This is a genomic window from Micromonospora sp. LOL_015, from assembly GCF_048060275.1.
Taxonomy (GTDB): domain Bacteria; phylum Actinomycetota; class Actinomycetes; order Mycobacteriales; family Micromonosporaceae; genus Micromonospora_E.
On the sequence record NZ_JBHMIO010000003.1, the window covers coordinates 189,304 to 204,610 of the forward strand.

The 15,307-nt window shown below is 71.7% G+C and carries 11 protein-coding genes; 8 read left to right on the top strand and 3 right to left on the bottom strand.

Features of this window, described 5'->3' with window-relative positions:
• Positions 1-35: 35 nt before the first annotated feature.
• Entirely contained in the window at positions 36-1,391 is a 1,356-nt protein-coding gene (locus tag ACFHWU_RS04995; RefSeq protein WP_416589904.1) for an LCP family protein, read from the top strand.
• Between the two features lie 30 nt (positions 1,392-1,421).
• Here ACFHWU_RS04995 and ACFHWU_RS05000 read toward each other — a convergent pair whose 3' ends face one another.
• Positions 1,422-2,456, bottom strand: coding sequence for a bile acid:sodium symporter family protein (locus tag ACFHWU_RS05000; protein WP_416589905.1), 1,035 nt, complete (start codon positions 2,454-2,456; stop codon positions 1,422-1,424).
• Between the two features lie 80 nt (positions 2,457-2,536).
• Here ACFHWU_RS05000 and ACFHWU_RS05005 point away from each other — a divergent pair, with 80 nt between their 5' ends.
• From ACFHWU_RS05005 to ACFHWU_RS05030, 6 genes are all read left to right on the top strand, one after another.
• Entirely contained in the window at positions 2,537-3,430 is an 894-nt protein-coding gene (locus ACFHWU_RS05005) for a LysR family transcriptional regulator (RefSeq protein WP_416551185.1), read from the top strand.
• Positions 3,431-3,693: 263 nt separating this feature from the next.
• A complete protein-coding gene (locus ACFHWU_RS05010; protein WP_416589906.1) occupies positions 3,694-5,871 on the top strand; it encodes a carbohydrate-binding module family 20 domain-containing protein in 2,178 nt (725 codons plus the stop codon).
• Between the two features lie 119 nt (positions 5,872-5,990).
• Positions 5,991-6,926 (top strand): glycosyltransferase family 2 protein, encoded by a 936-nt coding sequence (locus tag ACFHWU_RS05015; RefSeq protein WP_416551183.1) that lies wholly within the window; start codon positions 5,991-5,993, stop codon positions 6,924-6,926.
• A gap of 211 nt (positions 6,927-7,137) precedes the next feature.
• Positions 7,138-10,413, top strand: a complete 3,276-nt coding sequence (locus ACFHWU_RS05020; RefSeq protein WP_416589907.1) for a methyltransferase domain-containing protein — start codon at positions 7,138-7,140, stop codon at positions 10,411-10,413.
• Between the two features lie 81 nt (positions 10,414-10,494).
• The gene (locus ACFHWU_RS05025; protein WP_416589908.1) at positions 10,495-11,868 is read left to right on the top strand and encodes a VWA domain-containing protein; all 1,374 of its coding nucleotides are present in this window, start codon (positions 10,495-10,497) and stop codon (positions 11,866-11,868) included.
• Position 11,869: 1 nt separating this feature from the next.
• Positions 11,870-12,727, top strand: a complete 858-nt coding sequence (locus ACFHWU_RS05030; protein ID WP_416551180.1) for a peptidase — start codon at positions 11,870-11,872, stop codon at positions 12,725-12,727.
• Positions 12,728-12,794: 67 nt separating this feature from the next.
• Here ACFHWU_RS05030 and ACFHWU_RS05035 read toward each other — a convergent pair whose 3' ends face one another.
• Together ACFHWU_RS05035 and ACFHWU_RS05040 are read right to left on the bottom strand one after the other, a co-directional pair.
• Positions 12,795-13,562, bottom strand: coding sequence for a hypothetical protein (locus ACFHWU_RS05035; RefSeq protein ID WP_416551179.1), 768 nt, complete (start codon positions 13,560-13,562; stop codon positions 12,795-12,797).
• A gap of 51 nt (positions 13,563-13,613) precedes the next feature.
• Positions 13,614-14,759, bottom strand: a complete 1,146-nt coding sequence (locus ACFHWU_RS05040) for a branched-chain amino acid ABC transporter substrate-binding protein (protein WP_416567840.1) — start codon at positions 14,757-14,759, stop codon at positions 13,614-13,616.
• Positions 14,760-14,818: 59 nt separating this feature from the next.
• On the opposite strand from ACFHWU_RS05040, the gene ACFHWU_RS05045 reads away from it, so the two are divergent.
• Positions 14,819-15,301 (top strand): hypothetical protein, encoded by a 483-nt coding sequence (locus ACFHWU_RS05045; RefSeq protein ID WP_416551177.1) that lies wholly within the window; start codon positions 14,819-14,821, stop codon positions 15,299-15,301.
• Positions 15,302-15,307 lie beyond the last annotated feature (6 nt).

Below are 15,307 nucleotides of genomic sequence, written 5' to 3' on the forward strand. Positions count from 1 at the left end.
CTCAGCGATCGCGATCGAGAGCCAGAGGTGACCACATGACCGGGCGACCTGACGATCAGGACAATCCGGAACCCGCCCGGGAGAACTGGGTTGACCTGCCCGCGCACGACCAGAGCCAGCACCGCCCCGCCACGGCGGACGACGACTGGGCCGAGTCACACCAGTGGACCATCGACCAGCAGCACGACCAATGGGCCACGACCGACCAGGCGTACGGCCAGTGGGCCACGACCGCCGACCAGCCGCAGTGGTCGGCGGACCAGCCGCAGTGGTCGGCGGACCAGCCGCAGTGGTCCGACCGGCAGCCGGGGGTCTCAGCGACCAGCCCGGTGACGTTGACCCGGTCGAGCGCCGGCGTTGGGCAGCACCGGCGGCCACCGGCCCGGCACGGCCGTCGCCGGCTGCGCCGCATCGCCCTGCTCGGCATCACCGGCCTGGTGGTCGCCGCCCTCGCCGGGGTGGCCGGGGTGGCCGCCGTCAGCCACTACTACCTCGGCGAGATCAAGCGGATCCCCGACCCGTTCGCCACCATCCCGGCCGACCAACGGCCGGCACCGACGCCGGAAGGGCTGACCGTGCTGCTCGCCGGCGTTGACAGCCTTGCCTCCAGCGCCACCGGCGCGGACTCCCCCACCGGGCCGTACGGCCGGACCGACTCGCTGATGGCGGTCCGGATCACCGCCGGCCGGGAGCGGGCGTACGTCGTCTCCATCCCCCGCGACTCGTGGGTGCCGGTCCCCGGGCACGGCAACCTCAAGATCAATTCCGCGTACGCGCTCGGCGGCGCCAGCCTTGCCGTGCAGACCGTCGAGAACGTGACCGGGCTGCGCATCGACCACGTCGCCCTGATCGACCTCGTCGGGCTGCAGGACCTGACCGACGCGGTCGGCGGAGTGACCGTGGAGATCCCGGCCGGGACGCCCGGACCGAATCTGCGATCCAGCTGGCCCGCCGGACCGCAGCGGCTCGACGGCGAGCAGGCCGTCAAGTACGTACGCCAGCGCTACGGCCTGCCGGAGGGCGACTTCGACCGGATGCGCCGCCACCAGAACTACCTGCGCGCGCTGCTCGACGAGACCCTCGACCGGGACACCCTGACCAGCCCACGACAGCTCGACGCGCTGCTCGACGCGATCACCGCGACCGTCACCGTCGACGACGGCCTGACCAACGACAAGCTCCGGCAGCTCACCTTCGACCTGCGCAAGATCCGCAACGACGTCCGGTTCGTCACCGCGCCGGTGGCGAACACCGGATACGTCGGCGACCAGTGGGTGATATGGCTGGACACCGATCGCGGCGTCGAGTTCTGGACCGCCGTGGGCGACGACACCTTGGAGCGGTACATCGAGCGGTACGGCGCCGAGCAGCTCGACTCAGTCGTCCGTTGACCGGACCGACCCACCGTCGGCCGAACCCACCTACACCCGGGTCGTCTCGCCTGACGGACGGGCCGCTGGTGCCCGGTTCGACCACCACCGGGCCAGGGCCGCGCAGACGATCAGCTGGATCTGGTGGAAGATCATCAGCGGTAGGACCAGCATGCCGAGCAGTTGCGGGCTGAACAGCACGGCCGCCATCGGCAACCCGGTGGCCAGGCTCTTCTTGGCGCCGCAGAAGACCGTCGCGGCCCGGTCGGCGTGGTCGAAGCCGAGCAGCCGGGTGACTCCGAACAACAGCCCCATCACCACCGCCAGCAGGGCACCGACGGTGGCGCCGAGAATCAGCAGCTGGCTGACGGCGATCTGCTGCCAGATCCCGGCGACCACACCGGCGCTGAACGCGGTGTAGACCACCAGCAGGATCGAGCCCCGGTCGACCACCGAGGTCAGGCTCTTGTGCCGGCCGATCCAGTCGGCGGTCCACCGTCGGGACAACTGACCGGCGACGAACGGCAGCAGCAGCTGCCCGACGATCGATCCGATCGAACCGGCGGTCAGCCGCAGGTCACCGGTGTTCTGCATGAGCAGCACGGCGAGCAGCGGGGTGAGCGCGACCCCGACGATGTTGGAGAACGACGCGCTGAACACGGCGGCCGGCACGTTGCCCCGGGCGATCGAGGTGAACGCGATCGACGACTGCACCGTCGAGGGGACCACGCAGAGGAAGAGGACCCCCTGGTAGAGGTCGGCCGGCAGCAGTTGCGGGCTGATCACCGCGACGGCCAGGCCGAGCAGCGGGAAGACCACGAAGGTGGTGCTCAGCACCACGGTGTGCAGGCGCCAGTGCCGGGCGCCGGCGAGGGCCGCCGCCGGGGCGATCCTGGCCCCGTGCAAAAAGAACAGCAGGGCGATGCCGACGCTGGCGACGACACCGGCGACCGAGGCGGCGGTGCCGCGGACCGGGAGCAGCGCGGCGAGCGCCACGACGGCGAACAGCATCGCGATGAACGGGTCGATGATCAGCCAGCGGGGCCAGCGCATCCGGGTGCTCCAGGTGAACAGGGGGCGGTCCACCCATTCTGAGCGGCTGCCGATCAGCGGGAAAGCTGATCAACGCACTGACTGTCATCGCGTAACGCGATAACATGCAGGTCGTGTACGAGCCCGTCCAGCTGCGCAGCTTCCTGGCGGTGAGCCAGTTGCTGAGCTTCACCCGGGCCGCCGAGCGGCTCGGTCTGCGGCAGTCCACGGTCAGCGCGCACGTACGGCGGTTGGAGGAGACGGCCGGGCGGCCGCTGCTGCTGCGCGACACGCACACCGTGCAGCTGACGGTGGACGGCGAAGCGATGATCAGCTTCGCCCGGGACATTCTCGACGCGCACGACCGGGCCCGCCGGCATTTCAGCACCACGGTGGTACGCGGCAAGCTGCGGCTCGGCGTCTCCGAGGACCTGATCTCCAGCTATCTGCCGGACGTGCTGCAGACCTTCCGCCGCCGCAACCCGCTGGTCGACGTCGAGCTGACCGTGGCGCTGAGCGGCACACTGCATCAGTTGCTGGACGCCCGGGCACTCGACCTGGTCTTCGCCAAACGTCTGACGGGCCAGTCCCGGGGCACCCTGGTCTGGCGTGACCGGCTGGTCTGGCTGGGCGCGGCGGACCAGCCGACGCCGCCGCGGCGGGCCGTCGGGGAACCGGTGCCGCTGGTGGTCTACCCGCCACCGAGCATCTCCCGGGCGCAGGCGCTCGCCGCGCTCTCGTCGGCCGGTCAGCCGTGGCGGATCGCCTGCACCAGCGGCAGTCTCGGCGGGCTGGTGGCCGCCGCCCGCGCCGGTCTCGGCCTGCTGCCGCACTCGGCCCGGCTGGTGCCGGTCGGCCTGACCCCGGTGGCCCCGGCCGATCTGCCGCCGCTGGGCGAGGTGGAGTTCATCCTGCTGTCCCGTCCGGACGCCGATCCGGCGGTGGCGACGGCGGTCAGTGAGGCGGTCGGGGCCGCCGGTCGGCCGGCCGTCGGCGGTCGGGGGCGGACTCCGCGTACCGCCGGCTGACCCCAGGCCGGACCGCAGTTCGACGGATCTTGCTGCAAGCTGAGACCAGATCTTGCAGCCCGATCCGGGACCGCCATCTGACACCCTAAGCTCCCGGCCGAAACAAGCTGTTCACAGCGAGACATCTGATTGTTACCCTCACCACACGCCTGGAAGTGCTTGCGAACCTTGCAGGATCTTTCAGGGCCAGGCCCTGCTGCCTGCCTCCTCGCAGGCAAGCCATCACCAGCATTGGAGCGCTGATGTCCGTGCCCGGATCGACCGTGTCCAGACCGGTGGCCACCGCCGTGGCGGCCGTCCTCGGGATCCCGTTGGCCGTCACCCTGACCGCGCCCGCCACCGCCACCGCAACGCCCCGCGCAGCGGCCCCGGCCGCGACCGCCGAGACGACCGCCACCGCTGTCGGCAACGGCGACGCGATCGTGCACCTGTTCCAGTGGCGGTGGAACTCCATCGCCGAGGAGTGCGAGACAACACTCGGCCCGGACGGCTGGGGTGGGGTCCAGGTCTCCCCACCGCAGGAGCATGTGGTGCTGCCCAGCGCGGAGGGCGCCAGCTACCCGTGGTGGCAGGACTACCAGCCGGTCTCGTACCGGATCGACCAGACCCGGCGCGGCGACCGGGCCGACTTCGTCGACATGGTCGAACGCTGCCGGGACCAGGGCGTCAAGATCTACGTCGACATGGTGCTCAACCACATGAGCGGCACCGGATCGGTCGGCAGCGGGCCGGGCAGCGCCGGCACCGTCTACCGCAAGTACGGCTATCCCGACCTGTTCGGCGACGGCTCCGGAGACAGCTACGGCTACGCCGACTTCGGCCCCTGCTACCGCACCATCAGCAACTGGGGCAGCAAGACCGAGGTGCAGGACTGCGAGCTGCTCGACCTGGCCGACCTCAACACCGCCGACCCGGAGGTACGCCGCAAGATCGCCAAGTACATGAACTCGGTGATCGCCCTCGGCGTAGCCGGGTTCCGGGTGGACGCCGCCAAGCACGTCCAGGAAGCCCACCTGGCGGACATCATCTCCCGGCTGGACGACGTGCCCGGCTTCGGCGGCCGGCCCGACCTGTTCCACGAGGTGTACGGCGACGCCACCATTCCGTACACCGCGTACGCGCCGTACGGCAAGGTCACCAACTTCGACTACCAGCGGGCGGTCGCCGCGGCCTTCCGCGACGGCAACATCGCCCAGCTGGCCAGCCTGCCGGACTACGGCGGGCTGACCGGCGACCAGGCTGTCGTCTTCATCGACAACCACGACACCCAGCGAGCCACCCCGACGCTCACCTACCAGGACGGCGACCGCTACTACCTGGCCGACGCGTTCATGCTGGCCCACCCGTACGGGACCCCGCAGTTGATGTCCAGCTACGCTTTCGGCCCGGTGGTCGCCCAGGGCCCGCCCAGCACCGGCGACGGCACCACGCTGCCGACCGACTGCGCCAGCGCCGAGTGGATCTGCGAGCACCGCGACGAACAGGTCGCCGGAATGGTCGGTTTCCGCAACGCCACCGCCGGCGCCGGCATCGGCGGCGTCGTCACCGACGGCAACGGCCGATTCGGCTTCGCCCGCGCCGACCGCGGGTACGCCGCGTTCAACGCGACCGGCAGCACCTGGAGCCGCAGCTTCGCCACCGGCCTGCCGGACGGCCGGTACTGCAACGTGGCCCGGGGCACCTACCGGGCGGACAGTGGCACCTGCACCGGTGGCACGATCGCCATCACCGACGGCGGCTTCCACGCCGACATCCCGGCGAACCGGGCGGTGGCACTGCACGTCGCGGCGCGGCTCGACTGCACCGACCCGGCCGGCTGCGGCCCGGTCGACCCGCCCCCGGGCGACGGCACCCCGGTCACCGCCACCGTGCAGACCACACCCGGCCAGCAAGTACGGGTGGTCGGCTCACTGCCCGAACTCGGCTCCTGGGACCCGGCCGGCGCGGCGCCACTGAACACCGACGCGGCCAGCTACCCGACCTGGACCGGCTCCGTCGACGTCCCGGACGGTACGGCGTTCGAGTGGAAACTGGTCAAGGTGGCGTCGAACGGCGCGGTCGAGTGGGAAGCGGGCGCGAACCGCACCGGCGTCGGCGGCACCCCGCTCACCGCCATCTGGGGCCAGCCCGGCTCCGGCGGAGAGCAGCCGGGCACCGTCGCGGTCACCTTTGACGTCACCGCGACCACCTGGTACGGCCAGGACGTCCTGGTCGTCGGCTCGGTCCCGGCGCTGGGCTCGTGGGACCCGACCCGGGCGGTCGCCCTCGCTGCGGACGACTACCCGGTCTGGTCGGGCAGCGTCACGCTGCCGGCCGGTGAGTCCTTCGAGTACAAGTACGTCAAGCGGGCACCGGACGGCACCGTCGACTGGGAGTCGGGCGGCAACCGCAGTGCCACCCCGGCCGGCGACGCGACGACCCTCACCGACACCTGGCGATGACCAAGCGGTGTACGGCGGACCGGCTCCGCGCGGTCCGCCGTACACCCGGTGGCCGAGCTGATAGCCTCGGCCCAGGTGGACGGACCGGCTGCGGACGCCTGCCGTTCGGGAGGTCACCGGTGCGAATCGGGCCGCGGGTAGCAACCGTCGTAGTCAACTACCGGCACTACGACGACACTGTTCGTTGCCTCACCTCGCTGCAGGCCAGTGACACCGCCGACCAGCGGGTGATCGTCGTCGACAACACCGAACAGGAGCACCACGGGCCCGATCTCACCGACCTGCTGGATCCGGCCGTGGAGGTCGTCTCGGCCGGTGACAACGTCGGCTTCGCCGCCGGCTGCAACATCGGGATCCGGGCCGCTCTGACGTCGTCCGCCGAGTTCGTCTGGCTGCTCAACCCGGATGCGGTCGTCAGCGCGGAGACGTTGACGCGCCTGCTGCAGACCGCCGAGGAGCACCCGGACGCAGGGATCGTCGGCAGCCGCATCCTCGACGGCGGACACCCGGCCCGCATTCTGTTCAACGGCGGCGTGATCAAGGGCCACGGGTCCACGTACCACGCCGACGCCGGGGTGTTCGATCCGGCCGCGCCGGACGGGACGGTACGCGACGTCGACTACGTCACCGGCGCGTGTTTCCTGATCCGGCGGGAGACGCTACGCCAGATCGGTCTGCTCTCCGAGGACTACTTTCTCTACTACGAGGAGACCGACTACTGCCTGCGTGCCCAGCAGGCCGGCTGGCGCACCGTCCTCGCGCCCTACGCCCGGGTCTGGCACTACAAGCGGTCGGCCGGCAGGTACCCGCCGCCGTACTACGTCTACTACATGTGCCGGAACCGGTTGCACTTCAGCAAGCGGTTCTTCACCGCCCCGCTGAGCGAGATCGAGTCGGAGCTCGAGGCGTTTGCCACCTGTTGGCTCCAGCAGGTCGCCACCCATGCCCCGCAGTTGCGCGTCGGCTACGAGAAGCTCGTCGAACTGGCTCTCGCCGACGGCCGGGACGGTCGCCTCGGCCGCCGCGACGACATCGACGCACTCGTCTGCGGCTAGCCGGAGACGACGAGCCCGATCACCAGCCGGAGACGAGCGGATCGCCAGCCGCGCCGGGCCCGACGGCTCGCCAACCAGATTTGACGCGGTTGCTGTCGCTTCGCCGCCGATCACCCCGTTGATCCAGTAAAGTTGCTGTTCAGCCACCCCCTGAGCCCCGACTACGCACCGCCCGGCCGACGAGGCCCACGGCGCACCCGCGGAGACGGACTTGAGCAGATACTCCTACAGCTTCGAGCCGGAGGACACCAACAACACCGCCGCCGCCGTCTACCGGCTGGCGGCGAGCGGTGGCCCCCGGGTACTCGACCTCGGTTCGGGGCCGGGCGTCGTCTCCGGCATGCTCGCCACCGTCGCGGGGCGCACCGTCACCTGCGCCGACGTCGACACCGAGGCGCTCGCCGAGGCCCGAGCCGGCGGCGTACAGGAGACGGTGGTCGTCGACCTGCGGGAACCGGACTGGCCCGGCGTGCTGGCCGGCCGCGAGTACGACGTGGTGATCCTCGCCGACGTACTGGAGCACCTGATCGAGCCGGGTGCCGTGCTGCGCACGCTGCGGGACGACAAGATCCTCGCTCCGGACGGCCTCCTGGTCGTCAGCTTCCCGAACATGGCGCACGAGTCGATCATCATCCAGTTGATGACCGGCAACTTCGAGTACACCAGGACGGGCCTGCTGGACTCGACCCACCTGCGCTTCTTCACCCGGACCAGCATGCAGACGCTGCTCGAGTCGAACGGGTTCCTGGTCAGCGCGACACACCGGACGATCCGGTCCGCCGAGCAGACTCCGCACCGGGCCCGCGCCTTCGAGATCAGCGCCGAGCTGCGCCGGGTGGTGGCCCAGCTCGGAGCGGAGGCCGAGACCTACCAGTACGTCGTGGAGTGCCGGCCGTCCACCGAAGCGGTCCGGATCAGCCTGACCGAGCAGCGGCTCACCGCCGAGCATTCGGCCCACCTCGACGCGCTGGCCGTCAACGAGCGGCTGGCCGCGCAACTCGACGACCTGCAGCACCGGCACCGGCAGCTGGACGAGCAGTTCCGCCTCGCCCAGGACCTGGTCGGCCAGGAACGACTCGACGCGCTGCAGGCCCGTGAGACGCTGCGCCGGGCCGAGCAGGAACGGACGCAGTTCCAGGCAAAGCTGAAGGACTCGCAGCAGAAGGTCAAGGAACTGCAGGAGACGGCCACCAGGCTGCAGACCCGGATCAACAAGATGACCAACAGCAACACGTACCGGGCCGCAAAGATGGTCCGGTACGTGTTCCGGCCGAACGAGGGCCTGCGGGCCGTCAAACGCCGACGGAGCCGGTCGACCAACCGACGCGCCACGGCCGGCACCGGTGCCGGTGCCGACAGCTCGGAGGGCCGCAGGGCGCCGGCCACCAACGTGCCGGCCCAGTTTCGGGGGCTGACCGCTGATCCGGTGCTGTGCGACGCCTACCGGCGGGCCTGCGGGCAGGACCGGTTCCACCGCTCGGACACGGCGAAGGTGGTGTTCTGCGTCTCCACCGTCGACCTGGACGCCGGCCGTGGCGACCTCTACGTCGCCGTCGGAATCGGCCGCTACCTGCAGCGACACGGCTACGAGGTCGCGTACCTGCCGGCGGAGCGCTGGGCGGACCTGCCGCCGGAGACCGACGTGGCGGTCGCCATGATCCCGACGTTCGACCCGCTGACCGTACCGGACCGCTGCCGGATCGTCGCCTGGGTCCGCAACGAGACCGACCGCTGGCGGGAGCATCCGCACCTCGCCCTGTTCGACACGGTGGTCGCCTCCTCGTCCGCTTCGGTCAGCCGGCTGCGCGAGCACTACGACGGGCCGGTCGGGTTGCTGCCGCTCGGGGTGGACACCGAGCTGTTCACCCTGCCCGGTGCCGACCAGGTCCGCGGTGGCGCGGTGACGACGGTCAACTCGTGGGGCCGGGAGCGGCACCTGTACCAGTGCCTGCGCGGGGTGGACATCACCTTCCCGTTCGTCGTCTTCGGCGAGCAGCGCGGGCTGAATCCGTACTTCTCCCGGTACGCTGGCGGCCCGACCAGCTATTTCAACCTGCCGGGCCTGTACCGGCGGGCGCTGCTGGTGCTCGACGACCTCAACCACACCACCCGGCCGTACGGCAACGTCAACTCCCGGCTGCTGGAGAGCCTGGCGGCGGGCGCGCTGCCCCTGACGAACTGCCGGATCGGACTTGCCGAACTCGGGCTGGCGGAGCTGCCCACGTACAGCGACGCGGCCGGCCTCGGCGACCTGATCGCCCGGCTGGCCGGCGACCCCGCCGGCACCGTCGCGCTGGCCGGCCAGCTGTCCGCAGTGGTACGCGAGCGGCACTCGTTCGCCCGCCGGGCGGCGGACCTGCACGCGGTGATCGGCGGCCTGGACCCGCAGCCGCGCCGGGCCAACAGCCGGTTCGTCGGCACGTACCCCTACTACCTGGACAATCCGTACCAGCAGCTGCTGATGTCGGGTCTACGCGACGTCGGGGTGCGGTGGTTCCCGGTCGCCGACGCCGTCCGGGTCTCCGCCGCCCCGCACCTGGCCGCCGGTCGGCTGGACAACTACGTGCTGCACGTGCACTGGACCGACCCGATCGTGCACCCGGCCACCGACGCCCAGCAGGCGGCGGCGCGGCTGGCCGAGTTCAAGAACCGGATCGCCGACCTACGGCGTCGGGGCGGCCGGCTGATCTGGACCATCCACAACGTCTTTCCGCACGAGTGGAAGTTCCCGGAGGTGGAGAAGGAACTGGCCCGGTACCTCGCTGCCGAGGCCGATGTCGTGCACCTGCTCTGCCCGGAGACGATGGCGGCGACCGCGCCACACTATCCGTTGCCGCCGGAGAAGGTCCGGATCGTGCGGCACAGCAGCTACCTCGGGGTGTATCCCGACTCGGTGAGTCGACTCGCGGCCCGTCGCCGGTTCGGGTACGCCGCAGACGACCACGTCCTGCTGTTCTTCGGTGGGATCCGACCGTACAAGGGGGTCAGCGAACTGCTCGACGCGTTCAACGCGGCCGGTGAGCAGGATCCCCGGTTGCGGCTGGTCGTCGCGGGGGCGCCGAAACGGCTCGACCCGCGCGACGGGCTGGCCGAACGCTGCGACGGTGACCCCCGGATCACCGCGATGTTCGATCCGGTCCCGGACGACGAGGTCCAGTTCTACTTCAAGGCCTCGGACACCGTGGTGCTGCCGTACCGCACGGTGCTCAACTCGGGCAGCTTCCATCTGGCGGTCTCGTTCGGCCGCCCGGTGGTGGCGCCCCGGGTGGGCGCGTTGACCGCACTGCTCGATCCGGCGTACACCATCGGCTTCGATCCGGCGGCCCGCGACGGGCTGACCGACGCCCTGCTGGCCTCGACCAATCTGCGCGGCAGACACGTGGAACTGGCGGCCCGGGCCGCCGCCCGCAGCTACCAGTTCGGCGACATGGCCCGTGACTACGCCAAGATGGTCACCGAACTGTTCGAGGCCCCACCCCTCGACTGAGCCGGTGGCCTTGGCGACCGCCCGTGCACTGGGCCGCCTACCAATGTGGAGGGCACATAGGATGATTACTACGATCGACCGGTGATAATCCGACGTACCGCCCAGGTTGTCCTGATCGGACTACTGGGCGTAATCATCCTGCCTGGAACCCCGCCCGCCGGCGCCGACGAGACCACCGAGAACCTGCGGATGCAGCTGGTCCTGGACGTCAGCGGCTCGATGCGGGAGCCCGACATGAACGGCCAGACCCGGATGGCCGTCGCCCAACGCGCGTTCAACGAGGTCGTCGACGCCGTGCCGGCCGGCACCGACCTGGGCATCCGCGTCCTCGGTGCCACCTACCCCGGCGACGACAAGGCACTCGGCTGCCAGGACACCCAGCAGATCGTGCCGGTCGAGCCGGTCGACCGTGACCAGGCGAAGGCCGCGATCGCCAGCCTGCGGCCCACCGGCTTCACCCCGATCGGGCTGGCGCTGCGGGAGGCGGCCAAGGATCTCGGCTCCGGTGAGACCGCCCGCCGCATCGTCCTGATCACCGACGGCGAGGACACCTGCGCCCCGCCCGACCCGTGCGACGTAGCCCGGGAACTCGCCGCCCAGGGCACCCGGCTGATCGTCGACACGCTCGGCCTCACCCTCGACGACAAGGTCCGTCAGCAACTGGTCTGCATCGCCGGGGCCACCGGCGGCACGTACACCACCGCGCAGAGCGCCGACCAGCTCGCCGACCGGATCAACCAGCTGGTCGACCGGGCCCAGGACACCTACACCCAGACCCCGGAGCTGGTCACCGGCAGCACCGACTGCACGGCGGCACCGCTGCTCGCGGCAGGTGTCTACACCGACCGGGAACGCTTCGAGGAGCACCGCTGGTACCGCGTACCGATCCGAGCGGACCAGGAGTTGCGCGCCTCGGTGAGCATCGCGCTGGACCGACCGGTGAACCGGGACTACGGGATCCTGCTCCGCGCGGTCCATCCCAACGGCCGTGAACTGGTCCGGGGTACCGACGCCGGCAGCGGCCGGACCGACGTACTGTCCACCGGCCTGCGCTGGTCCGCCGGCCCGGAAGACGACCGGGCGGACGACACCGACCAGGCCGACGGCACCGACCAGGCCGACGGCACCGACCGGGCCGACGACCCCGATGGAACTGCTGACCTGGCCGGTACTCCGTCCGCCGCCGCGCCGACGGCCGCCGGCGTGGAGCCACCGCCCTCCGAGGTCTGCCTGGTGGTCAGCAACTCGTTCGCCGCCGTCGGCGGGGCCGGTGACGCCCCGGGCATGCCGATCGAGCTCACCGTCGATCTGGTCGCCGCCTCCCCCACCCCGGAAAGCCCGGGCCTGGGCCGCGGCTGGCTGCTGCTGATCGTGCTCAGCCTCGCGGGGCTGGTCACCGGAGTCCTCGCCGGCTGGCTGACCCGCTGGTGGACCACTGTCTGGAAGGAGAGCTGAGTTGACCCGCCGTACATTCCGGCTGACCCGCACCGGCCTGGCCGTCGGTGCCGCTGGCGCCGCCGTCCTTCTCGTCGCGACCCCGGCGGCGGCCGACGGCCCCACCCCGGCACCGGCGGAGGCCACTCTCACCAAGGCCGGTACGTCGTTCCTCACCGCCGCGGCGGTCCACATCGACCAGCCGGTCCGGGTCTCCGCCGCGACCGGCGAGTACCTGTACTGGTCGTTCCCGGCCCAGGCCGGCCAGACCAGCTCGATCGCGGCAACCGTGACCCTCGCCGACCCGGCGACGCGCAGCGGCGCGTCGACCTGGACCATCGACGTGTTCGACGGGCTGCGCCGCCGCCAGCCGTGCACCGCGGGCATGCAGGCACCCGTCGGCTCCGCCACCGACCGGCAGGTACGGGCGGGCTGCGTACTGCGGCAGGTCCGGGCCTGGGCGGAGCCGTGGTCCGCCGATCCACTACCCGGCACCTACTACGTCCGGCTCTCCGTCACCGACCTGCCGGAGCAGGACCTCGGTCTGCCGGTGCAGGTCGAGCTGCAGGTGAGCGCCGACGTGTCGGGCGACACCAGCCCGGAGGGCGGCCGGCTGGCGGCGCCGCTGACGCCGACCGTACGGCAGGGGGCGGTGCTCGCCAGCGATGCCGTTGCCGGCGACCCGGTCGCCGCCGGACAGGTCAGCGATGAGTCCTGGTGGGAGGGCGTCGTCGGCTGGTTCAGCGGCTGGTTGCCCGGCCTGACGAGTCGGTGGATCTGGACGGTGGCCGGTGGTGTACTGGCCGCCGTCGGTGGCGTGGTCGGCTTCGGGCTGACCCGCCGGCCGCGTCGCCGGACCGGCCCCGCCGCAGCCGGCTGACCTGCTGACCGGTTGCGGGCTCCGGCGGCCCAGCCGGTGGACTCGGTCGGCCCGGCCGACGGCACGGTCAGCCGGCGGCCGCCAGCCGGCGCATCGGTTCGGCCGGCAGCCGGCGTCCGACCGCCACCACCGGCCGTCCGGCGGGCCTACCGTCACCCGCACCGGCGGCGGCCGGGTCGATCTCGGTCAGCAGCCGGCGGAACAGCGTCGGGCGGTCCACCCGGATCACGGTGCTGCGCCCACTGCGCTCGACGACCGTGTGCGGCAGCGCCAACGCCGGCGCGGCACTTCGCAGCAGCGCCGCCGCCGGGGTGCTCACCGAGATGGCGAGCACCCCGGCGGTCCGGTCCGCCGGAGCCAGTAGCGCGGCCATCCGCCAGACGGCCAGCGCAGCGGGGTAGTGCGCGGCCGCCAGTCCGGGACTGCCGAGCATCCGCCGCCCGTCGCGCCACGCGCCGGCCAACGCCCGCAACACCCGGTGGTACCCGTCCGAGGACACCTCGACCCTGGTCAGCGACGTGGCTGCACCGACCGGGCTGGTCACCGACCAGGTGATCGTGGACAGCAGGCGAGCGGTCCGGGCCGCCGCTGCCGGCTGCTCGGTCTGCGCCACCGGTAGCTGCCGGTCCGCGGTGGCCGGCGCCGCCCCCAGCCGACGCCAGCCGACCGGCCGCCGTTCGTTCCAGCAGAACGCGGCCTCCAGCAACGGGTACGCGCCGAGCGGGCCGGCCGCGACGGCGCGCAGCACCTTCTCGGTGCCACCACCGGGCCGGTTACCCGCCCCGGGGCAGGCGTCGCCGGCACCGCCACTGCCAGCCGTGGTCGGTAGGGTCATGACTGAACTCCTCTGCCACGTTCACGGACGCGCCCGCCAGGGGCGCACAGGTCAACTTGCCGGGATGGACCGCTCCGCCACGAACCGGCCCTGCTGGACGCGGAACGCCCAGACCACCACCGACGACGCCACCAGCTCACCGGTGCCGGTCCAGGCGATCCGGGTGGTGACCCCGGGCGCGTCGTAGTCGTCGACGAACGCCGCCATCGCGGCCCGGTCACCATGTCCGGCCTGGATTCCGGCGAGAAACACCGTCGCCGCGTCGTACGACTCGGCGGAGTTGGTGCCCGGCTCCACCCCGAAGCGTTCCCGGTAGCGCTGCGGGAACTCGGCCCCGGCCCGCTCCGGCGGCAGGCAGGGGCAGGTGATCACCACCCCGGTCTCGGCGTCGTCGCCGGCCTCGCGGAGAAAGCCGTCCGCCTTCGCCCCGTCACCGGCGACGAAGGTCGCCGGGATGTCGGCCGCGCGGAGCTGGCGGCGCAGCCGACCGGCTTCCGCGTAGTAGCCGCCGTAGAAGACCACGTCGGCGTCGGCCGAACGGATCTGCCCGACGACCGCACTGAAGTCGGTCGCGCCGGCGGCGACCGTCGCCCGCTGCACCACCTTGGCGCCGAGTCCGGCGGCCACCTGGTCGGCCAGCCCCTGGCCGTACGCCCCGCCGTCGTCGACGACGAACACCGCCGTGCCGCCCAGCGCCTGGTCGATGTACCGACCGACGGCACGCCCCTGCGCGGCGTCGTTGCCGACCAGCCGGTGGAAGGTGGACCAGCCGCGTTCGCTCAGTTCGGTACGGGTCGCCGAGGTGGTGATGGTGGCGACGCCACCCTGGTCGAAGATCGGCAGTGCCGCTTCGGCCTCGCCGGAGAAACCCGGACCGACCACCCCGATGATGCGCGCGTCGTTGACGATCTGCTGGGCCAGCGCGGGGGCCTGCTTCGGGTCGCCCTGCGAATCGAACTCGACCAGCTCCACCGGGCAGTCCGGATGCTCCGCCCGGTACTGGTCGAAGGCCAGGCGGGCTCCGTCGCGGACGTTGCCGCCGAGATCGGCCGAGTCGCCGGAGAGCGGGCCGAGGACCGCGATGCGGCTGCCGCAGGCGCTGGCCGGTGCCGTCTGCTCGCCGCCGCCGGCAGCGACGCATCCGGTCAGCACCGACAGCAGGCCGAGCACCGCCGTCGGCCGCAGCAACGTGCGCACGTCCACCTCCTGGACCCGGTCGGACCCGCCTATCCTGCTGGTAGGAGCGTGAGATTTTGATGAGACGGTTGATCTCGGGCGCGGTGCTGACCCTCACCGGGTTGGTCCTCACCGGGTGCAGTGACCCCGGGGCCGGGACCCCGGCGGGTGTCTCCGCCGCGCCGTCGTCCACCGCGACCGGCACCGCGTTGTACGCGGTCGACTCCCGGACGCTGGACGAAATCGTCATCGACGCGCAGGGGTTCGTGCTGTACCGGTCCGACCGGGACACCGCGGCACCGACCTGGTCCGCCTGCGAGGGACAGTGCCGGCAATCCTGGCTTCCGGCCCCCTGCGAGGGCGAGGTACGGGTGGAGGGGATCGACCGGCAGCTGGTCGGCTGCTTCGACCGGTCCGACGGAACCCGGCAGCTGAGCCTGGCCGGCTGGCCGCTGTACGGGTACGCCGGTGACCGGATGCCCGGCGACGCGAACGGTCACGGCCAGTCGGGCAGCTGGTTCGCGATCCGCCCTGACGGCGGCAACGCGGTCTACGTGCCCTGATCGGGT